Origin of the sequence: Microvirga flocculans ATCC BAA-817 (assembly GCF_000518665.1) — a bacterium.
GTDB lineage: Bacteria > Pseudomonadota > Alphaproteobacteria > Rhizobiales > Beijerinckiaceae > Microvirga > Microvirga flocculans.
Genome location: NZ_JAEA01000009.1, coordinates 35054 through 56477 on the forward strand (window position 1 = coordinate 35054; position 21424 = coordinate 56477).

Sequence of the window (21424 nt, forward strand, 5' to 3'; positions counted from 1 at the left end):
TCACTGCTCTGAAGTATGATCCCGGCTCGAAAAAATCGAGGTGCCTTATTCTCGCCTCTTTAAGGTTCAGTTTGACTTTCCATAGAAATGGAAGGGAAGACTGTCCTTGAAGAACATCATTACGCGGGCATCGGCAGTGATGCCTCTTCTTCTTGTCGCAGCCTGCAATACGACCGCCTCGAACGACCCCTCGGTCACAGGATCCATCTCAAGTCCGGCAATCGGGACCGGCAAAGCGATTCAGCGCGGCGCCGCCTCCTGGTACGGACCCGGCTTCCACGGCCGCAAGACGGCGAGCGGGGAGCGCTTCAACGCCCAGGCCATGACGGCTGCCCACCGCTCCCTGCCTTTCGGCACGCGGCTGAAGGTCGTCAACGAATCGAATGGCCGCTCGGTCGTCGTGCGGGTCAACGATCGCGGCCCGTTCACTCACCGGAGGATCATCGATCTCGCCAAGGGGCCCGCTCAGGAGCTCGGCCTGACGAGCGCGGGCACGGCCTACGTGTCCCTGCATCGGCTCGATTAGGCGCTTCTTAATTCCTTGCGGCGATTCTTGGGCCGATTCGGGACCAAGGGTTGCTTACATGGAATCGATATCGTCTCAGCCGACGAATGTGATCCGCTTTCCGGGCGCGCGCTCCTCGGCCAATCCCAGACGCGATCAGAAGAGCCTGATGGATGCCGTCTATGCGGCGGGTTCCCTGCCGATCGAGGCGGGCGACCGCGCGACCAAGGCCATGGCCACGCGGCTGACCATCTTCGGCTTCGTCGTGATCGACGAAATGCGTGACGACGGCACGGTGCGGCGGCTGCGCCCGTCGGAAGCCTTTCACGCTTCAACGGACTGGCCCTGGCGCGTCTCCAAGCCCTCGGGCCGCTATCGGGTCGACGACGGCTATCCCGACACGGATCGGGAGATGTTCGCGGCCCTGAACGCCTGACATCGGGCGTCCGGCCCGGACGGCGGTCTCCGTTCTGGCCCGTCCGGGCTTCCCGCTCAAGCCTCGCCTTTTGCATCCCCCGGACTATTTGCTGTCGCTGACCATGGCGTTTGACGGGGGAGGGCGATGCATCTGGTTCAGATCCTTTTGCCGCTGGCCGACAATGCGGGCCGCCGGTTCGATGGCAAAGCCTATGGCCGGGTCCGCGGGGAACTGTCGGAGCGTTTCGGCGGCGTGACCAGTTTCACCCGCGCCCCGGCCGAAGGCGTCTGGAAGGAGGGCGGGCACACGGCGCATGACGACATCGTCGTGTTCGAGGTCATGGCGCGCGAAATCGACCATGCCTGGTGGGAGCGCTACCGCGCCGATCTGGAGCGCCGCTTCGATCAGGAAACCATCGTCATTCGCGCAATCCGCGTGGAGATGCTGTAATGCGCCGCCGGCGACCGGGGAACCGATCGCCACGGCTTCGCTTGTCGTTGAAAGCGGAGCATCACGATGACCAAGCCTCTTCTCGTTTCGATTCCCCACAATCTCGGCCAGGCCGAAGCCGTGCACCGTCTGCAGGGCGGCCTGGAGCGCCTGAAATCCCAGTTCGGGGACAAGGTCGCCTCCATCGATGAAAGCTGGAGCGGAAACCGCATGGATTTCCGCGTCGGCGCCATGGGCCAGCATGTCCAGGGCCACCTGGAAGTGATGCAGGATCAGGTCCATGTGGAAGTGCAGCTGCCGTGGATCCTCGCGATGGTTGCAGAGAAGGCAAAGATCTTCATTCAAAAGCAGGGCACGCTCATGCTCGAGAAGAAGTGACTCAAGGCTATTCGCATGAATAGCCGTTCACGAAGATGAATGCAGACGGAACTAATCGGCTCCTTCCGAGTTTTCCAATCGATTGCGGCCGCGACCCTTTGCCGGTGCGCTTCATTTAAGACATCGCCTCATTCACACCGGACTTAATTCTTTCGTCCGAGCGCGACCACACATCTGTATTTGAGGATGGCACTATGCATGAGCGTTTGACGACGCAATCCTATGCCTTTCGATCGCCTGTCAAAGCCGGTTCAGACAAAACGCTTCTCGTCTGCTTTTCCCATCTGCGCTGGGACTTCGTCTGGCAACGCCCGCAGCATCTGCTGAGCCGCGCTGCAAGGCATTACGATGTGCTGATCGTCGAAGAGCCGCTCTTCAAGGCGGGCGTGAGGCCGCATATGGACGTGAGCGGCCGGCCGCAGGGCGTCACCGTCGCGGTTCCGATCCTTCCGGAAGGCCTGTCGCATGAAGACGTGCTTGCCGAGCAGCACGATCTCATCGAAGAGCTGATCGGCCGCGAAGCCGTCAATCCTCGCGTCTTCTGGTACTACACGCCCATGGCGATGGCCTTCACCAGCGATCTCGAATGCGACCTGTGCATCTACGACAACATGGACGAATTGTCCCTCTTCCGGGGCGCATCGCAGGAACTGCTCGATCTGGAAAACGCTCTCTTCGCGCGCTGCGACCTCGTCTTCACGGGCGGCCTGAGTCTCTATGAGGCCAAGAAGAACCGCCACCGCAGCGTTCACGCCTTCCCATCCTCCATCGACTTCCATCATTTCGCGCAGGCCCGTTCGATGAGTCGGGATCCCGAGGACCAGGCGGCGATCGGGCATGTCCGTATCGGCTTCTTCGGCGTCGTCGACGAGCGCATGGATCTCGATCTCCTGGCCGAGACCGCCGCTCTGCGGCCCGACTGGAACTTCGTGATGATCGGTCCGGTGGTGAAGATCGATCCGTCGATCCTGCCGCGGCGGGCGAACATCCATTGGCTCGGCGGCAAGTCCTACAACGAGCTGCCCCATTACCTCTCGGGCTGGGATGCGGGCTTCATGAACTTCGCCCTCAACGAGGCGACGAAGTTCATCAGCCCGACGAAGACGCCGGAATTCCTGGCAGCAGGCGTGCCCGTGGTCTCGACGCCGATCACCGACGTGATGCGGCCCTACGGCGAAAAGGGGCTGGTGGAGATCGCCCGCACTGCGCAGGAGGTCGTCGCCAAGGTCGAGACCCTTCTCGAGCGTCCGAAGGATCCATGGCTTGCCAAAGTGGACCGTCATCTCGCCGCGGGTTCATGGGACAAGACCTGGGCGTCGATGCACAGGCTGATGCTGGAGGCCATGGGGGAAACCGCCAAGGATCGTCCCGCCTCGTCCCTTCCCGGTTATGCCACAACGCCTGCGGAGTGATGCGGAATGTATGATTGGCTGATTGTCGGCGCTGGCTTTGCGGGCAGCGTCCTGGCGGAGCGTCTCGCGAACGAACGCAACGAACGTGTCCTTCTCATCGACCGCCGCAACCATATCGGCGGAAACGCCTATGACCGGTATGACGAGAACGGGCTGCTCATCCACCAGTATGGGCCGCATATCTTTCACACCAATTCCAAGCAGATCTTCGATTATCTCTCCCGCTTCACCGAATGGCGCTTCTATGAGCATCGGGTGCTCGCGGAGGTGGACGGCATGCTGGTGCCGATCCCGATCAACCTCGATACCGTCAACAAGCTCTACGGGCTGAACCTCACGCCGGAGCAGCTTCAGGACTGGTTCGCCGCGCGGGCCGAGAAGCCGGGCGAGATCAGGACGTCGGAGGATGTGGTGGTCTCGGCCGTGGGCCGTGAACTCTACGAAAAGTTCTTCCGCGGCTACACGCGCAAGCAATGGGGGCTCGATCCGTCCGAGCTCGACAAGTCGGTGACCTCGCGCGTGCCGACGCGCACGAACCGGGACGACCGCTATTTCAACGACGAGTTCCAGTTCATGCCGAAGCACGGCTACACCCGGATGTTCGAAAAGATGGTGAGTCACCCGAATATCCACGTCATGACGCAGACCGATTACGAGGATGTACGCAAGACCATCCCCCATCGGCGCGTCATCTATACCGGGCCCATCGACGAATATTTCAAGTTCCAGTTCGGCAGGTTGCCCTATCGCTCGCTTCGCTTCGAGCACGTGACGCTCGACAAGAGCTGGCACCAGCCGGTGGGCGTGGTGAACTATCCCCAGACGCAGGATTATACCCGCGTCACGGAATACAAGCACCTGACGGGTCAGGAGCACGCGAAGACGGCGCTCACCTACGAATATCCGTCGGCGGAAGGCGATCCCTATTATCCGATTCCGAAGGCGGAGAACCAGGAGCTGTTCAAGAAATACGAGCGCCTGGCGCTTGCGACGCCCGATGTGTGGTTCGTGGGCCGTCTCGCAACCTATCGCTACTACAACATGGACCAGATCGTCGGCCAGGCGCTCGCCACCTTCCGGCGCATCGGCGAATCCGTGCCGGTCGGGGCCGACAGCCTTGGCGTTCAGGTGATCCGGTCCAAGGCCGCGCTTGCGTCCTGACGGCGCGGTGGCCCGGCCATGACCTCGGTTCCGGCCCGTTCCGAATTGTCTCGCCTCGTCGCCCCGGACGCCTTCTGGTGGGCGACGGGGATCGAGGACACGTTCATCACGGAGCCCTGGCCGTCCACCGGGCGCATCCTCGACGAATACGAGCTGACGGGGCATTACGAGCGCTGGCGGGAGGACCTGGATCTCGTCGCCTCGCTCGGCGTCAAGACGGTGCGCTACGGCGTTCCCTGGCACAGGATCGAACCCGAGCGGGGCCGGTGGGACTGGCGCTTCTGCGACGAGGCGCTCGGGCGCCTTCTCGATCTCGGCGTCGATCCCATCGTCGATCTGGTGCATTACGGATTGCCGCGCTGGCTCGACGGCGCCTATCTCGATCCTGCCTATCCCGAAAGGGTGAGCGAATACGCGGCGCGCCTCGCCGAGCGCTTTCAGGGCCGCATTCTCTGGTACACGCCGCTCAACGAACCGCGCATCACGGCCTGGTATTGCGGCCGGCTGGGCTGGTGGCCGCCTTTCCGCCGGGGCTGGCCCGGCTTCATCGCGGTCATGATCGCGCTCGCCAAGGGGATCGTCCGCACCTGCCAGGCCTTGCAGGCCGTCGATCCTCAGATCGTCCCGGTGCATGTGGATGCGACGGATCTCTACGAAACCCAGGATCCGGCCCTGGCCGACGAAGTGGAGCTGCGCCAGGAGATCGTCTTTCTCGCTCTCGACCTCGTCAGCGGGCGCGTCGGCCGCGAGCACAGGCTCAGGGCATGGCTTCTCGAAAACGGGGCACGTGAAAGCGATCTCGACTGGTTCGAGGAGAATGCCATCGACCTGCCGTTCATCGGCATGAACCTCTATCCGATGTTCACGCACAAGCGCCTGCGGCGCGAGGCGGGCGGGCGTTTGCGCATCCGGCAGCCCTATGCCTCCGGCGATCTCGTGGCCCGTCTCGGCAGGCTCTATCACGCGCGATACGGAGCGCCGCTTTTCGTCAGCGAAACCGCGTCGCTGGGCTCCGTCGCCAAGCGCCAGCGCTGGATGGACGATTCGCTCGCCAGCGTACGTGTGCTTCGCAGCGAAGGCGTTCCTCTCGTCGGCTATACGTGGTGGCCCATGTTCGACATGGTGGCCTGGGCCTACCGGCAGGGTTCGCGCGAGCCCGCGGAATATTTCATCAGGATGGGCCTGTGGGATCTCGATCCCGTGACCCTTGAGCGCACGGCGACACCTCTCGCGGATTCCTACCGGTCCTATGTGAAAGGTGGCATCTCCGCGGTGGGGCCCTTGTCCGCCATCGCCGATGCAAGCGGAGAACGGTTGCATGTTTCATAGCTTCTTTCTGGCGGGGTTCGAAGGGTCGACAGGCTATAATCGGCACGGCCAATGGTTCGATCAGGTTGTCGCCACCGGGCATGAGACCACCGTCCGGGAGGATTACCGGATGCTCGCCGATCTCGGCATCCGCGCCGCACGGGAGGTGATGCGCTGGCCGCTGATCGATTCCGGCAAGGGGCGCTACGATTTCTCGTCCGTCGATCCCTTCATGGAGGCTGCGCGGGAGAACGGGATCGAGGTCATCTGGGATCTCTTCCATTACGGCTTTCCCACCCATGTCGATCTATGGAGTGTGGATTTCCCGAAGATCTTCGCGGACTACTGCTACGCGGCCGCGCGCTACGCCGACCGGCATACGGAGGGAACGCTCTACGTCACGCCGGTCAACGAACCGTCCTTCATGGCCTATGCGGCCGGGGAGAAAGGTCTGTTCGCGCCTCACGCCGAGGGGCGGGGATGGGATCTGAAGGTGGCGCTCGTGAACGCGGCCATCCAGGGAATCGACGCCATCCGCTCCGTTCGCCCGGATGCGCGGATCGTCAACGCGGACCCGCTCTGCCGTGTCGCCTTGCCGGACGACAAGCCGGAATGCCACGACGAGGCGCATGACTTCAACAACCGCCTTGTCTTCCAATCCTGGGACATGCTGTGCGGCCGATTGTTGCCCGAGCTTGGCGGCAGCCGGGCCCATCTCGATATCGTCGGCATCAACTATTACTGGACGAACCAGTGGGAATGGCGCATCGCACCCGGACCCGACGGGTTGATCCCCCCGCTTTCCGACGGCGATCCGCGCCGCATGAAAATCGGGGACCTCGTGCGTGAGGTTCACAAGCGCTACGGCGGCGATCTCCTGATCACCGAAACGGCCCATGTGGGAGAGCGTCGCGGCCCCTGGCTGCGGGAGGTCGCCGAGGAGGCGGATGCCCTGCTGCGCGAGGACGTGCCGTTGCACGGGGTTTGCCTGTACCCGATCCTCGGCATGCCCGAATGGCATTCTCCCGAGGACTGGACCGCCATGGGCCTGTGGGATCCCGTCTGCCATCGGGAGCCGCACGGCGAACGCATTCCTTACCAGCCCATGCTGGAGGCCTTTCAGGACGCGCAGAGGCTCGATGCGCTGCATGCCAGGCGGCTGAAGCGCCGTGAAAGGATGCTGCGCCTCAGCCGCAATCCTGGCAGGAGACACGGACGTTCGGTGCGCGCGGCGGCGGAATGAACGCGGTCGCGCGACGTGTCAGGCCGCGGCTTCCGCGGCCCGCACCGCTTCCTCCAGACGGGCGATTCGCGATTCCATGGCGAGCTCCACCAGGGCGTCGGTCAGGATCGTCGCCGTCGGATCGGCCATAGGCTCATCCCGCAGCAGGCGCAGGGTCGATGCAACCATGCGGCCGCGTCCGTAGGAACGTTCGACGCCCAGCGCCACGGGCTTGTGGATCCAGCCGACCGCGAGGCCTGCGAAGACGCGCGCCTGGAAGTCGAGCAGGTTGCACCCCGAGATCACGAATTCGGGCAGCACCCGGTCCATGGTCTCGTCGAGCAACGGGCCCGAAGGGAAGCGCGCGAAATGGCCCGAGCGCCGCAGCCAGCCGAAGGACGAAGCCCAGTCGCCGGACCAGAGCGTGCCATGGCGCGCCCGCACCTTCACCGCCTGCCAGTGCGGGAAGAACGGATAGAGAGGCATGTCGGTTTCCGGCAGCAGCAGGAGCTTGGCGCCCGCGCGCACATGGTCGGCGATGGCCTTGTTATGCGTGCGGGAAACGACGACGGTGGATTCCTCGAAGGCGCGGGCCAACGTGTAGCCGAGCGCCTGGAAACGCTCGCGGATGTCATCGTCCGGAGACCACACCAGCTCGCGGGCATGCATGGGCTTGGCGCGCTGGGGGTGAATCGCGATGTCGACATGGTTGTGCGCGATGACGCGTCCGTCGGATCCGCGCAAGGCGAGGGTGATCCGCCGCAGCGAGGGCTCGTCCATGGCAGGCAGCTGAAGCTCGACGCGGCCCAGGTCGAGGACGGTCGGTGCCTCGAGGCGCGGCAGGGACAGGATCTGGCTTTCGCCGCAGACCGCGATCTCCAGCTTGCAATCCTCCAGGACGGGTCCGGCCCCGTGAGCGACGGAAAGCTCGAGAGAAGCCTTCTCGCCCGACCAGTAGGAGGCGCGCTCCCATTTCGGCACGACGATGGTGTCCGAGTTCACGATGTGGAAGAGTTCATGGAACACGCGCGTGTTGCGGCGCATGTCGAGAAGACCGTTCGATTCCCAGTGGCAATCGTGCAGTTCGGTGATGACATAGCCCGCGAGGCTGGGCTTGCGCCGCATCGCCTCGATCTCGTACTTGAGCGCGCGGAACTGCTGCCATTGCGCGGCGATCACGAAGCGGCGAAGATCGCCGAAGACGCGGTCCATGCTCCAGTCCGAGAAGCGGTTCTCGACGCCGTGGGCATACATCACGCCCTCGCCCCAGTCGTGGCCGGTCTCGAACCACCAGGGCTCCTCGCCCCTGGTGTCGCGCAGATCCTTCGGATAGGGCAGGCCCCAATTGCCGAACTCGGAGCACATGAGAGGCTCGCGGCCCGTGATCACCGCATCGCCATGGGGCGAGTAGAGCCAGGAGGCGCGGTTCGACAATTCGTCCACGAACTGGTCCCACTGCGCCCGGTGATCAGGATAGGCGGCGTAGAAGTGATAATCCGCGATGTCCGATTCCACATGGAAGCTCGGCGCAAGCGGCGAGTTGTCGACCACGAGGCGCGTGGGGTCATAGGCCTTGAGCCAGGCGAAGGTGCGCTTGAGCCAGTCGCGGTGGTCGGCGTCGTTGACGAGATCGACGCCCCAGTTCTCGTTGATGATCGTCCAGATGACGATGGAGGGATGGTTGCCGTCGCGGTCGACGATGCCTTTGAGGAGCTTTTCCTTGCGCCCGCGCGAGCGGTCGGTGGCCATGCCGCCGTTCGGAAGCTCCGTCCAGATGAGCATGCCCAGCCGGTCGGCCACCTCGTAATAGCGCGGATCGGCCGCCTTGATGTGGCAGCGCAGGCAGTTGAGGCCGAGCTCCTTCGCCTTGCGGAACTGATCTTCCAGAAACTCCACCGAGGGAACGGTGCAGATCGTGTCGGGATAGTAATCCTGGTCGAGCGCGGCGCGCAGATAAAGCGGCTCGCCGTTGAGATAGAACTTGCCGTTGCGCGTCTCGATGGTGCGGAAGCCGAACGTGTCGCCGATGGCGTCCATTACTGCGCCGTTGCGGATCAGCTCCAGGCGGATGCGATAGAGATGGGGATGGTCCGGCGACCAGGCGCGCACATCCTGGATCGCGAACTCGAACGGCATCGAGGTCACGCCCACCTGCGTCTCGTGCATCTCGTCGAGCACCACGTCGCCCGACGGATCGGCGACCTGGATGCGGATCTGCGTCGCCTCCGTCAGCGGGCGCGCGAAGAACACGCCGGAGGCCACGCGGCCCGTGGCCAGGCTGGGCACGAGGCGCACGCGGTTCATGTGGTCGGGAATGCGGCGCTCCAGATAGACCGACTGCCAGATTCCGGAGAGGGGGCCGTACCAGCTCTGCTTGCCGAAGGGGATCTCGGCGAAGGGCGAGTCGGGAAACTCGGCCGGGTTGTCGGTGGGGCTGTCGACGCGCACCTTGATCTCGTTCGCGCCGGGCTTGAGATAGGGCGTGACGTCGAAGGAGAAGGGCAGGAAGCCGCCCTCGTTGTGGCCGACCATCTCGCCGTTCACGAAGACCTTGGTGTTGTGGAAGACCGCGCCGAAGCGGATCCACACACTGTCGCCGAGCCAGTCCTCGCCGATCTCGATGGTCCTGCGGTAGATGCCGATGCCGGCGCGCATGCGCAGGTCCGAGAACTGGGCCTGCCAGGGACTCGGCACCGTGATCTGGCGAACCTCCGCCGGGCCGGACAAACGGTCGTCGGCCACGTGCAGAAACTCCCAAGTCCCGTCCAGACTGATGCGATTGTCCTGCATGATCTCTCCTTGAATCAGAGATTAGCCAAGGGTGCCGAAAGCGGCGAAAACATGACTGAGAACCGGCTGTCGCAGGCGCCCGCCCGGCCTGCGACACCGCGCACCGCTCAAGCTTGTCCGACTCATCGCCCTTGATCTCCGATACCGGTTCGCGGCCCGTTCCGGACAACGGCAAACGGCCCCATTGGATCCGCTGCCGCCGGCACGGGCCTGCCTGGCGAACGCCGGCGGTCCGGATCGCGGCAGGAACCGCCTGCGCCATCTGGCGTTGCCATCACACGACCGGGCCCTGCGGCTCGCCCCACACGTCACGCTTTTCGAAGAGGCAGGAGATGGCTCAACAGATTCCCGACGATCGTGCTCGCCAGGGTGGACCCGGACGCCCGGTCCTGGGCGTTCTGGTCGGGTCGCTGCTGCTTCTGGTCGTTGCCGTCGCGGGATATATGATCTGGGTGTCCGCGCGTTCGCCCGACAATCCCGGAACGGATGCCGCCCGCTCGGCCACCACGGGCTCGACGACGGGTTCGACCCGGAACCCCAGCAGCCGGGTCGAGCCTGCGAACCCGGCCTATCCTGTCCCCGGCGCGCAGCCCTCGGCCAGCGAGCCGCCGAAGCCTTAATCGCATTACCCTATGGGAAGCCGGACGGCTGTTATCGCCGCTCCGGCTTTTTTGTTGCGCTCGGTTTGCCCGGCGGCGAGTTTTCGCCGTAATGATTCGCGAACAAGCGTCGCCGCAGCGTCGCCCGACGCGCCAGGCCATGCGATAGGGTAGAGTGAATGACGAGGATTGGCATGAAGCGGCTCCTGCAGGCCGCCATGATCGTGTTGAGCGTTGCGGCGGGCAGCCCGTCCCAGGCGCAGCAAGCCCCGGCCGCTCCCGATCCTCAGGCGCAGGTTCAGGCCCCGTCCCAGCCGCAGGCGGCACCGCCCGTCATTTCCTCGGAGACCAAGGCCGCCCGCGCCAAGCTCGACGGCTTCAAGGCCGATCTCGACCAGAAGGAAGCGGCCATCCAGGCCCGCACCATGTCCGATGGGGATCTGCAGGCGATCCGGCAGCAGATCGAGCCTATTCTTTCGGAGATCCGTAACGTTATCAGCGAGCAGGCGCCGCGGCTCGAGGCCAGCAAGCAGCGCCTGAGCCAGCTCGGGCCCAAACCCGACAAAGGCCAGCCCGAGGAGAGCGCCGATGTGGCCCGCGACCGCGCGGAGCGCGAAGCGGCCGTGGCGGAGCTCGACGAGACCCAGCGTCTCGGGCGCACCCTTCTGGTGCAGGCAGAGCAGCTCAGCGCGCAGATCGGCGACATGCGCCGGGCGGGCTTCACCCGCGCGCTTTTCGAACAGAGCGACGGTCTTTTCAGCCCCGATCTCTGGATGAGCGTGGTCCAGGCGATTCCGCGCGAGCTGCGGGCGCTCGGGATCATCGCCGAGGATGCCTTCGACCAGCTCCGGCGCAGAGCCACGCTCGGCGTGCTGCTGCTGCTCGGGCTCGCCGTCGGCATCGCCATCGCCCTTTATGCGGGCCGTCGGTCCATCGCGCCGCGCCTCGTACGGCGCGATCCCGGGATCACCGATCCCTCGCGCCGCAGCCGCCTGCTGGCGGCGCTGGCCGTCTTCCTTCTGGGAGCGGCGCCGGCCATCGCAGGAAGCTGGGTCGTCTGGGTCGCGTTCGATTCCGTCGACATCGTGCCGACCCGGCTGGAACAGGTGGTCAGGGCGCTTCTCGGGGGGCTCGCCTTCATCGCCTTCGTGCGCGCTCTGATCGATGCCATTCTCGCGCCGGACCACACCACATGGCGGCTGATCCCGGTGCGCGATGCCTCGGCCGCGCGGATCATGAACTTCTCCGTCACCCTGGCGACGGTCATCGTCATCGGCAAGGTCATCGAGTCCTTCAACAAGGCCATTGCGGCCGCCCTCCCGATCACGGTCATCACCCGGGCGTTCTTCGCGCTCGCAGCGGCCCTCCTCTTCGCGGAGTTCCTGCGGCGCTTCGCGAACCGCGAGGAGCAGGAAGAGGCTTGCCTCGGCCCCTATGTCCCGATGGAGGTCGATCTCGGCGGCCCCTTGCGCAGCCTCGGCTGGGTCCTGGCGGTTCTCGTCATCGGCAGCGTGGTGGGCGGCTATATCGCGCTCGCCTCCTTCCTGGTCGATCAGGCGGTGGGCATTTCCATCATCATCGCGCTCCTGATCCTCGGCATCGCCTTCGCGGACGAATTCATCGGCGGCTCCCTGCGCGGGCAGACACGGCTCGCCACCACGCTCCAGGCCAATACCGGCCTGCGCCGCCGCTCCCTGGAGCAGATCGGCATCCTGGCGAGCGGCATCGTGCGACTTGCGCTCATCGTCCTGGCGATCCTGCTCGTGCTCCTGCCCTGGGGCATCGAATCGACGGATGTGATGGGTTCGCTCAGGGCGCTGTTCTTCGGCTTCAGCGTCGGCGACGTCACCATCTCCCTGTCGTCCATCCTGATCGCGGCCCTGCTCTTCGCCATCGGCTTCACCGTGACCCGAGTCATCCAGCGCTGGCTCGACAACACCTTCCTGCCGGCGACGGAGCTCGATGCGGGCCTGCGCAATTCGATCCGCACGGCGGCGGGCTATGTGGGCATCATCACGGCGGGCGTCATCTCCTTCTCCTATCTGGGCCTGAGCCTGGAGCGGCTCACCATCGTCGCCGGCGCCCTCTCTGTCGGTATCGGTTTCGGCCTGCAATCCATCGTCAACAACTTCATCTCCGGCCTCATCCTGCTCTGGGAGCGTCCGATCCGCGTCGGTGATCTCGTGGTGGTGGGCGATGCGGAGGGCTATGTGCGCCGGATCAACGTGCGCTCGACGGAGATCCAGACCGGCGACCGGGCGATGCTGATCGTGCCCAACTCGAACCTGATTTCCGGCGTCGTCCGTAATCGCGTGCGCAACGACCGCATCGGGCGCGTGCTCGTCTCCATTCCCGTGCCGCGCGCGACGGATCCGGACCTGGTGGCGGAGATCATGCGCAAGGCCGCCCTGGCGCATCGCGAGATCATGAGCGAGCCGGCGCCGCGGGTCCTGTTCAAGAAGGTGACGGAAAACACCATCGACTTCGATCTCGTCTGCTTCGTGGACGACATCGATTCCGCCGGACGCGTGTCGAGCGACCTGTATTTCGAGATCTTCCGCGGCCTGCGGAAGGCAGGCGTGGGCGCTCCCGCGCAGGCTCCCGCGCCCGAACCCGAGGAAGAGGCGCAAAAGGGTCCGCAGGCCGAGGAGAAAGAGGACGAAACCTTAACCCTTCTCAAGGATAAGACGCCCGCATGAAGCGTCTCATCCTCATCAGTTTCGCCGCCCTTGCCCTTTCCGCCTGCCAGAACGAGCAGCGCAGCCAGAGCGGGCGGACACCGAGCTTTTACGTCTCCCTGGCCGATGCCCAGGCGCAGGTCGATGCCGCCATGGCCCGCGACATGATCGGAGCCTATCGGGGCAATAACGGCCTGCGCCCCCTGACCCTCGATCCCGACCTCCAGGCGGCGGCCCAGGCGGAGGCCGATGCCATGGCGATAGCCGACAGGCCGAGCTCGGCGGAAGCCTTCAAGGGGCGGCTCGCCGCCATGGGATACGTAGCCCCGGCCGTTAATCTCTCCGCAGGCTACCATACCCTGGCCGAGGCCTTTTCCGGATGGCGCGAGAGCCCGCAGCACAACCGGGTGCTCCTCGATTCCAGGGCCGCGCGAATCGGCATCGCCACGGCCTATGCCCCGAATTCCAAGTACAAGGTCTACTGGGTCCTGGCCGTCGCGACCGACAGGCGCTGACCGCTTGCGGCAAGACGGACCGAGGGGGCCCCGGAACCAACCCCCGGCCACGCGCTTTAGCTTGAGAGTTCTCCCAAACTGAAAGTGCGCGTTTCAACACATGCCGGATTTCGACCCCAAACTGGGCAGGCAGATGCCGCCGCCCCCAGCGACAGGCCGCGAGCAGGAGGTCGGGCCCGGTCAGGACAACACCCTGGCCAAGGAAGCCAAGGCCGCCGCAGCTCATCAGCCCGAACCCCAGCAGGACCTCGATGATACGGTGAAGCCGAGCATCGGGCGGGAGCTCTTCCTGCTCTTTCGGGACATGCTCCGCAACCGCAAGGGCTGGCCCATGCTCCGGCTCGGAGCCGCCATTCTGGTTGTCCTCATCGGCAACATGTTCGGACAGGTGCGGCTCAACCAGTGGAACGGCGCGTTCTTCGATGCGGTGTCGAAGCGCGATACCTCCGCCTTCTTCCATCAGCTTCTGGTCTTCGTCGTCATCGTCGCCGTGCTTCTCGGCCTCGTGGTGGCGCAGACCTGGTTGCAGGAGCGTCTCAAGATCCGGCTGCGGGAGCGTCTGACCCAGGTCCTGCTCGACCTCTGGCTGAAGCCCAACCACGCCTATCAGCTCGGATTCGTGGGCCAGAGCGGCGCCCAGCCGGACCAGCGCATGCAGGAGGATTGCCGCCTGTTCTCCGAACTCTCGACGGAGCTTGGGGTCGGCATGCTGCAGGCCCTTCTCCTGCTCGTCAGCTTCATCGGCGTGCTCTGGGGCCTGTCGGGTCCCGTGAGCCTCTCGATCGGTGGCACCGCCATCACCATCTCCGGCTACATGGTCTGGGTCGCAATGGGCTATGCGGGGCTCGGCTCGGGACTGACCTGGCTCGTCGGCCGCCCGCTGATCCGCCTCAACACGGAGCGCTACGCCCGCGAGGCGGAACTGCGCTACGCCCTCGTGCGCGTGAACGAGAGCGCGGAGAGCGTCGCGCTCTACAACGGCGAGCCGGACGAGCGGCGCAACCTGGACGACTTCGTCGAGGCCGTCCTCACGGCGTCGCGGCGTCTTTCCGGCGGCCTGGCGCGGCTCACCTGGATCACCTCGGGCTACGGCTGGCTCGCCATCGTGGTGCCGATCCTCGCCGCCGCGCCTGATTATTTCGCAGGTCGTCTCTCCTTCGGCGAGATGATGATGGTGGTGGGAGCCTTCAACCAGGTCCAGGCGGCCCTGCGCTACTTCGTCGACAATTTTCCGAAGATTGCCGACTGGCGCTCGGCGGTGCTACGCGTGGCCACCTTCCGGCAGGCCGCCATCGATCTCGACGAGGTCGCCGCGGAAAACCGCCGCATCGACATCGCAGCCCATCCCCAGGGCTGGCTCAGTTTTGAGGGCGTGGCGATCGCGCTGAGCGACGGCAGCATTCTCATCGAGGACGCTACGGCCGAGATCCGGCCCGGCGAGCGGGTGCTCATCATGGGCGAGTCGGGCTCCGGAAAGAGCACGCTCTTCCGCGCCATTTCCGGACTCTGGCCCTGGGGTTCCGGCAAGATCCGCATCCCTCAGCCCGAGCAGATGATGTTCCTGCCGCAGCGGCCCTATCTGCCGCTCGGAACGCTTCGCGCCGCCGTGAGCTACCCCGCCTCGCCCGACACCTTCGCGGATGCGGACGTGCGCGCGGCCCTCGAGCGCTGCGGCCTGGGCGAATTCGTGGAGATGCTCGACCGGCACGAGCGCTGGGACCGCAGCCTGTCTCTCGGCCAGCAGCAGCGGGTGGCCTTCGCCCGCGTGATCCTGCACAGGCCGCAATGGGTTTTCATGGACGAGGCGACCTCCGCCCTCGACGAGGAGAACCAGGCCTCGATGCTCGCGCTCTTCGAGAACGAGCTGAAGGGCGCGAGCGTGCTGTCCATCGGGCACCGCCCGGGGCTGGAGGAGTTCCACACCCGCACGCTGCACATCCGCAAGACGAGCGAGGGCGCCGTGCTCCTCGCGCGGCCCCAGAGACAGGCCCGATCCGAAAAGCCGAGACTCGGGCCGCGCTGGATCGGCCGCTTCCGACGCAGGCTGCGGCCCCAGGAAAGTTGACCTCCAAAAATGATGTCCATTGGCGGGTTCGATGTTCTAAGATCGGGTTCCTTCACAGGTAGAACCGCATGCGCCTGATCAGGCTCTATATCCGCGTCCTCGGCCTGCTCGGGTCCGATCTGAGGGTCGGCGCCGTCCTGGCGCTCGCGAATGTGGGGCTCGCCATTTCCGCCTTCGCGGAGCCCATCCTTTTCGGCCGCATCATCGACGTGCTCACGCGGGGCCAGGGAGTGGGCGCGCCGCCCGTCTCCTTCGGCGTGCTGACGCCGCTGATTGTCGCCTGGGTCGCCTTCGGCCTGTTCTCCATCGCCGCCGGCGCCCTCGTGGCGCTGCATGCCGACCGGCTCGCCCACCGGCGGCGGCTGGCCGTGGTGGCGAACTATTTCGAGCACGTGCTCGAACTGCCGCTCGCCTTCCACACCACCACCCATTCGGGCCGCGTGCTCAAGGTAATGCTCGACGGCTCGGGGGCCATGTCCTGGCTCTGGCTCGGCTTCTTCCGCGAGCATCTGGCGGCGCTGATCGCACTCATCGTCCTCTTGCCCCTCACCGTGTTCCTGAACTGGCGGCTCGGGCTGCTGCTCGTTGCGCTCGTCGGCATCTTCACAGTGCTCACCGCCATCGTGCTGCGCAAGACCGAGACCCTGCAGGGCTCCGTCGAGCGCTATCATTCGAGCCTTGCGGAACATGCCTCCGATGCGCTCGGCAACGTGCCGGTGATCCAGTCCTTCACCCGCGTCGAGGCCGAGGCGCGCTCGCTGCGCCTCATCATCCAGCAGCTGCTCCAGGCGCAGAATCCGGTCCTGTCCTGGTGGGCGCTCGCCTCCGTCGCCTCGCGCGCATCGGCGACCATCACGGTCACCGCGATCTTCCTGCTCGGCACGTGGCTTCACCTGAACGGGCTCGCCACCATCGGCGAGGTCGTGATGTTCATGAGCATGGCGACCATGCTCATCGGGCGGCTGGAGCAGGCGGTGAGCTTCATCAACCAGCTCTTCATGCAGGCGCCGAAGCTGCAGGAATTCTTCGAGATCCTCGATACCACGCCCGCCGTTCACGATCGCCCGAATGCCAAGGTCGTCGAGCGCTTTCGCGGCGACGTGGCCTTCGAGGATGTGAGCTTCTCCTACGACGGCAAGCGCTCCGCCGTGCAGGACGTCTCCTTCGCCGCGCAGGCCGGGGAGAACGTGGCGCTGGTCGGCGCCACCGGTTCCGGAAAGTCCACGACGCTGGGCCTGCTGCACCGGGCCTTCGATCCGCAATCGGGCTCCATCCGCATCGACGGGCTCGACATCCGCGACGTAACCCTCGCATCCCTGCGCCGCAACATCGGCGTGGTGTTCCAGGAGCCGATGCTGTTCGCCCGCACCATCCGCGAGAATCTCCAGGTCGGGCTGCCCAACGCCACGGATGCGGAGATGATCGAGGCGCTGGAGCGCGCGCAGGCCATCGAGTTCATCGCACGGCAGGCGGAAGGACTCGACACCGTCATCGGCGAGCGCGGGCGCTCTCTCTCCGGCGGCGAGCGCCAGCGCCTCTCGATCGCGCGCGCGCTGTTGAAGAACCCGCCGATTCTCATTCTCGACGAGGCGACGAGCGCGCTCGACGCCGCCACCGAGCGCAAGCTGCAGATGGCCCTCGACGAGGTCATGCGCGGGCGCACCACCTTCGTCATCGCGCACCGGCTCGCCACCATCCGCAACGCCGACCGCATTCTCGTCTTCGATGGGGGCCGCGTCGTCGAAAGCGGCACCTTCGACGATCTCGTAGCCCGGGGCGGACGCTTCGCGGAGCTCGCCAAGGCGCAGTTCATGGCCGCCGATGAGCCGGGCAAGCGCGTGGCCAAGGCATCGGCGCACGCATGACGTCCGCCTTCGATCCGAAAGCGCAAGGCATCCGCCGCCGCGTCAACGGCGTCACGCTGCAGGTCGTCGAGGCCGGGCCGGAAACCGGGCCCCTGGTCATCCTGCTCCACGGCTTTCCGGAGTTCTGGTGGGGATGGCGCTATCAGATCGGCCCCCTGGCCGAAGCGGGATTTCGCGTGCTCGCGCCCGACCAGCGCGGCTATCGCTTCAGCGACAAGCCGCAGGGCCGCCGCGCCTACGATCTCGATACGCTCGCGAAGGACGTGACAGGGCTCGCCGACGCTCTCGACCGCAGAACGTTTTCCGTCGTCGGCCATGACTGGGGCGGGTTGGTGGCCTGGTGGACGGCCTCCCGCTGCCCGGATCGCGTGGACAGGGTGGCGGTTCTCAACGCGCCCCATCCCAGCGTGGCCGGATCCTATCTGCGCGCGCATCCGAGCCAGATGCTGAGAAGTCTCTATGTCGGCTTCTTCCAGATCCCGCGACTGCCCGAGGTTATGCTCTCAGCCAACGGCTATCGCAGCCTCAAGGATGCGCTCTGGCGCACGAGCCGCCCCGGCACGTTCTCCGAGGAGGACATGGGGTTCTACGAGGAAGCGTGGTCGCAGCCCGGCGCGCTGACCGCCATGCTGAACTGGTATCGGGCGCTCCCGTTCAGGCCCGCCATGGAGGACCCCGCCGTGCGCCCGCCGGCGCGCGTCATCTGGGGATGCCGCGACCGGTTTCTCGAAAGGGGATTGGCGGAGGCGAGTCTTTCCTTGTGCCGTTCTGGCGATGTTCGCTGGATCGAGAACGCCTCCCACTGGGTCCAGCACGAGGAGCCGGAAGCCGTCAACGCGGCGTTGCTGGATTTCCTGCGGGCTTGACGGGCAACCCGTCGACCGCCGACAGCGGCGTGATCCGCAATGCCATGATGCGGTTGCGCGACTTGCGCAGCACCTGGAAGCGGAAGCCGTGGAAGGTGAAGATCTGGCCCGTGTCGGGAATGGTCTGCGCCTCGTGAATGACGAGACCCGCGATGGTGGTGGCCTCCTCGTCCGGCAGGTTCCACTCCATGGCGCGGTTGAGGTCGCGGATCGGCACGGAGCCGTCCACGTTCACCGAGCCGTTGGGCTGGAGGCGCACGCCCTGCACCGAGAGGTCGTGCTCGTCCTTGATGTCGCCGACAATCTCTTCGAGGATGTCTTCCAGCGTCACGAGGCCCATCACCTCGCCGTACTCGTCGACCACGAGGGCGAAGTGCGTCTTCTTGGCCAGGAAGGCGCGCAGCTGGTCGCGCAGCGACGTCGTATCCGGAACGAACCAGGTTTCGAGCGCGATGGCCTCGACCTTCAGCTTGCCTGCATCGCCACCCACCGCGTCGAGGGCGCGCAGCAGGTCCTTGGCGTGCAGCACGCCGACGATGTTCTCCTGGCTGCCGCGCCAGAGAGGCATGCGGGTATAGGGCGATGACAGTACCTCGCGCACGATTTCCTCGGAGGAGAGATCCGCGTTGATCGTGCGCATCTTGGTGCGATGGACCATCACCTCCGAAACCGTCAGGTCCTTGAGGTCGAGAAGCCCGCCCAGCATGTCGCGCTCCGCCTTCGCGACGCCGCCTTCCTTGTGCAGCAGGGCCACCTGCCCGCGGATTTCCTCGCTCGCGGACAGGATCGCCGTGTTCTCCCCGATCCTGATGCCGAAGGGCCGCAGCATCAGCCGCACCAGGCGCTCGATGGTGATGGCGAGCGGCCCCAGGAAGGCCACGGCCCATGACATGGGCCGCGACAGGACGAGCGAGGCGGTCTCGGGCGAGGAGATCGCGATCGTCTTCGGCAGCACCTCCGCGAACACGATCACCAGGACGGACATGATGACGGTGGCGTAGATCGCACCTTCCTGGCCGAAGATCGCGACCAGCACGCTCGTGGCGAAGGCCGAGACGCCGATATTGACGATGTTGTTGCCGATCAGAACCGTGCCGATGAAGCGCTCGCGTATCGCGAGCAGCCGGTTCACGAGCTTGGCGCGCTTGTCGCCGCCCTTCTCCAGAACCAGCATGCGGGAGCGCGAGGCGCCCGTGAAGGCGGTCTCGCCCGCCGAGAAGAAGGCGGAGAGGAGAAGGCAGAAGATGACGACCAGGATGGCAAGCCAGAGATCGCCGGAGGATTCTTCGATCATGCGCGCGACGGTTGAAGTTCACTGTCGAGGAAGGCGCGAACCTTCTCGGCCTCGATGCCGGGCGCGATGAAGCTCTGCCCGATGCCGCGCGCCAGGATGAAGGTCAGGGCGCCGCCCTTCACCTTCTTGTCCTGCGCCATAGCCTCGAGCAGCGCATCCACCGTGCCGCAGCCTCCCGGAACATGGGCCAGCCGCGTGGGAAGTCCAGCGGCCGTCAGGTGAGCCTCGACGCGCTCCGCATCGGCCATCGGGCAGAGCCCCAGCGCGGCGGAGAAGCGGAAAGCGAGCGTGAGGCCGATGGCGACGCCTTCGCCATGGACGAGGCGCGCGGAATCGTAGGCCGTGATCTTTTCGAGCGCATGGCCGAAGGTGTGGCCGAGATTGAGCAGCGCGCGGTCGCCGTTCTCGTGCTCGTCGCGCACCACCACGGCGGCCTTGGCGCGGCAGCTCTGCGCCACCGCCTCGTCGCGCTCGGGGCCGCCCGCGAAGATGCCCTGCCAGTTCGCCTCGCACCAGGCGAAGAAGCGCGCGTCGTCGATGAGGCCGTATTTCGCCACTTCCGCGTAGCCGGCGCGCATCTCGCGGACCGGCAGCGTATCGAGGAGGGCGGTGTCGGCGATGACGAGGCTCGGCTGATGGAACGCGCCGACGAGATTCTTGCCGTGGCGCGAGTTGATGCCGGTCTTGCCGCCGACGGAGGAATCGACCTGGGCGAGCAGGGTGGTCGGCACCTGGACGAAGCGCACGCCCCGGCGCACCACCGCTGCGGCGAAGCCCGCGAGGTCTCCCATCACGCCGCCGCCGAGGGCGATCACGAGGTCGCCGCGCTCGATCTTCGCGGCGAGCACCGCATCGCAGACCCGCTCGAGGCCGGCATACGACTTGGTGGCTTCGCCGGGGGGAAGCGTGATGATTGATGAGCGCAGGCCCTGCGCCTCCAGCGACCGGGCGAGCGCCCCGGCATAGAGCGGGCCCACATGCTCGTCGGTCACGATGGCGGCGGCCCGGGCGCCGAGCGCCGCGATGCGCGCGCCCGCGGTCCCGATCAGGCCGCGTCCGACCAGGATGTCGTAGGCCCTGCCGTCGAGCGGCACGGGGACCGCGATGAAGGATGGGCTGCCCGTCCGGGCGGCGGCGCTGGTCATGCTCGGGCGCTTCCCTGATGTTCCTGAGAAAGCCATGCGTTCAGGGCCTTGACGATATCGGCCACCACCCGGTCGTGGGGCGCCTCGTGGGAATCGATGGTGATGTCCGCCGTGGCGTAGACCGGATAGCGCTGCTCCATGAGGCGGCGCATGGTTCCTTCCGGGTCGGGGTTCTGGAGGAGCGGCCGCGTCGAGCGCTTGCGGACCCGGCGCATGAGGATGTCGAGATCGGCCTTGAGCCAGATCGAGATGCCCCGCTCGGCGATGCGCTTGCGGGTTTCCTCGTTCATGAAGGCCCCGCCGCCTGTGGCGAGCACGATGGGGCCCTCCTGCAGCAGGCGGGCGATCACGCGGCGTTCGCCGTCCCGGAAATGCTCCTCGCCATGGATGGCGAAGATCTCGGGGATGGTCATGCCCGCCGCGGCCTCGATTTCGTGGTCGGCGTCCCGGAACGGCAAGTGAAGCGCCTGCGCGAGCCTGCGGCCCACGGTGCTTTTCCCGGCGCCCATGAGACCGACGAGCACAAGCGATCGCATGCCGAGCTGGCGGCTGATGGAAGGGCCGCGCCGGCTTGACTGGTCCTGCCCGCCGCCTTCATCGAGCGAATTGAAGCGGCTGAAATTGTTCATGGGTTTGTCCTAGCACGGGCGCGGCGCGCTGTCACAAGGACGTTATCCCCCTGTCCTCGGAAACTTGACCAATGGCAGGGACTTGCCTTCGGGTCCATGGCATGGTTCTAGCGGGATAACGCAT

18 protein-coding genes are annotated in these 21424 nt (G+C 65.7%); 14 read left to right on the forward strand and 4 right to left on the reverse strand.

What is annotated here, in order from left to right; genetic code table 11:
• The first annotated feature begins 106 nt into the window (after positions 1–106).
• From L879_RS0111280 to L879_RS21400, 8 genes are all read left to right on the forward strand, one after another.
• Positions 107–526 carry a septal ring lytic transglycosylase RlpA family protein gene (locus L879_RS0111280; RefSeq protein WP_027316197.1) on the forward strand — a complete coding sequence of 140 codons (420 nt, stop codon included), beginning with the start codon at positions 107–109 and terminating at the stop codon, positions 524–526.
• A 58-nt stretch (positions 527–584) separates the two neighbouring features.
• Entirely contained in the window at positions 585–941 is a 357-nt protein-coding gene (locus tag L879_RS21390) for a hypothetical protein (RefSeq protein ID WP_051435249.1), read from the forward strand.
• 126 nt (positions 942–1067) lie between these two features.
• On the forward strand, positions 1068–1373 hold the full coding sequence (locus tag L879_RS0111290) for a hypothetical protein (protein ID WP_027316198.1): 306 nt from the start codon (positions 1068–1070) through the stop codon (positions 1371–1373).
• Positions 1374–1439: 66 nt separating this feature from the next.
• Positions 1440–1751, forward strand: coding sequence for a polyhydroxyalkanoic acid system family protein (locus L879_RS0111295; protein ID WP_027316199.1), 312 nt, complete (start codon positions 1440–1442; stop codon positions 1749–1751).
• Positions 1752–1945: 194 nt separating this feature from the next.
• Positions 1946–3163 carry a glycosyltransferase family protein gene (locus L879_RS0111300; RefSeq protein WP_027316200.1) on the forward strand — a complete coding sequence of 406 codons (1218 nt, stop codon included), beginning with the start codon at positions 1946–1948 and terminating at the stop codon, positions 3161–3163.
• A gap of 6 nt (positions 3164–3169) precedes the next feature.
• Complete coding sequence (gene glf, locus L879_RS21395; RefSeq protein WP_035459395.1) at positions 3170–4324, forward strand: UDP-galactopyranose mutase; 1155 nt, start codon at positions 3170–3172, stop codon at positions 4322–4324.
• An 18-nt stretch (positions 4325–4342) separates the two neighbouring features.
• Positions 4343–5653: a family 1 glycosylhydrolase gene (locus L879_RS0111310; protein ID WP_027316201.1), complete on the forward strand. Its 1311-nt coding sequence runs from the start codon at positions 4343–4345 to the stop codon at positions 5651–5653.
• Positions 5643–6875, forward strand: a complete 1233-nt coding sequence (locus L879_RS21400; protein ID WP_035459396.1) for a glycoside hydrolase family 1 protein — start codon at positions 5643–5645, stop codon at positions 6873–6875. The genes L879_RS0111310 and L879_RS21400 overlap by 11 nt, the downstream gene beginning before the upstream one ends.
• Positions 6876–6893: 18 nt before the next feature.
• On the opposite strand, the gene L879_RS0111320 is transcribed toward L879_RS21400, so the two are convergent.
• Positions 6894–9644: a glycoside hydrolase family 2 protein gene (locus L879_RS0111320; RefSeq protein ID WP_027316202.1), complete on the reverse strand. Its 2751-nt coding sequence runs from the start codon at positions 9642–9644 to the stop codon at positions 6894–6896.
• 332 nt (positions 9645–9976) lie between these two features.
• Between L879_RS0111320 and L879_RS0111325 the strand changes: the two genes are divergently transcribed.
• The 6 genes from L879_RS0111325 to L879_RS0111350 all read left to right on the forward strand — a co-directional run bounded on the left by L879_RS0111325 (position 9977) and on the right by L879_RS0111350 (position 18232).
• Positions 9977–10264, forward strand: a complete 288-nt coding sequence (locus L879_RS0111325; RefSeq protein ID WP_027316203.1) for a hypothetical protein — start codon at positions 9977–9979, stop codon at positions 10262–10264.
• A gap of 173 nt (positions 10265–10437) precedes the next feature.
• Entirely contained in the window at positions 10438–12942 is a 2505-nt protein-coding gene (locus L879_RS21405; protein WP_035459398.1) for a DUF3772 domain-containing protein, read from the forward strand.
• The gene (locus tag L879_RS0111335; protein ID WP_027316204.1) at positions 12939–13436 is read left to right on the forward strand and encodes a CAP domain-containing protein; all 498 of its coding nucleotides are present in this window, start codon (positions 12939–12941) and stop codon (positions 13434–13436) included. The genes L879_RS21405 and L879_RS0111335 overlap by 4 nt, the downstream gene beginning before the upstream one ends.
• A 133-nt stretch (positions 13437–13569) precedes the next feature.
• A complete protein-coding gene (locus L879_RS21410) occupies positions 13570–15501 on the forward strand; it encodes an ABC transporter ATP-binding protein/permease (RefSeq protein ID WP_161634662.1) in 1932 nt (643 codons plus the stop codon).
• Positions 15502–15569: 68 nt separating this feature from the next.
• Positions 15570–17366 (forward strand): glucan ABC transporter ATP-binding protein/ permease, encoded by a 1797-nt coding sequence (locus L879_RS0111345; protein ID WP_027316205.1) that lies wholly within the window; start codon positions 15570–15572, stop codon positions 17364–17366.
• Positions 17363–18232, forward strand: a complete 870-nt coding sequence (locus L879_RS0111350; protein WP_027316206.1) for an alpha/beta fold hydrolase — start codon at positions 17363–17365, stop codon at positions 18230–18232. The genes L879_RS0111345 and L879_RS0111350 overlap by 4 nt, the downstream gene beginning before the upstream one ends.
• Here L879_RS0111350 and L879_RS21415 read toward each other — a convergent pair.
• From L879_RS21415 to L879_RS0111365, 3 genes are read right to left on the reverse strand one after another with little or no spacing between them, the layout of a single operon-like run.
• On the reverse strand, positions 18198–19526 hold the full coding sequence (locus L879_RS21415) for an HlyC/CorC family transporter (protein ID WP_051435251.1): 1329 nt from the start codon (positions 19524–19526) through the stop codon (positions 18198–18200). The two genes, L879_RS0111350 and L879_RS21415, sit on opposite strands and share 35 nt — an antisense overlap.
• Positions 19523–20671, reverse strand: a complete 1149-nt coding sequence (aroB, locus tag L879_RS0111360; protein ID WP_027316207.1) for a 3-dehydroquinate synthase — start codon at positions 20669–20671, stop codon at positions 19523–19525. The genes L879_RS21415 and aroB overlap by 4 nt, the downstream gene beginning before the upstream one ends.
• Positions 20668–21300 (reverse strand): shikimate kinase, encoded by a 633-nt coding sequence (locus L879_RS0111365; protein ID WP_027316208.1) that lies wholly within the window; start codon positions 21298–21300, stop codon positions 20668–20670. Before L879_RS0111365 ends, aroB begins: the two co-directional genes overlap by 4 nt.
• Positions 21301–21424 lie beyond the last annotated feature (124 nt).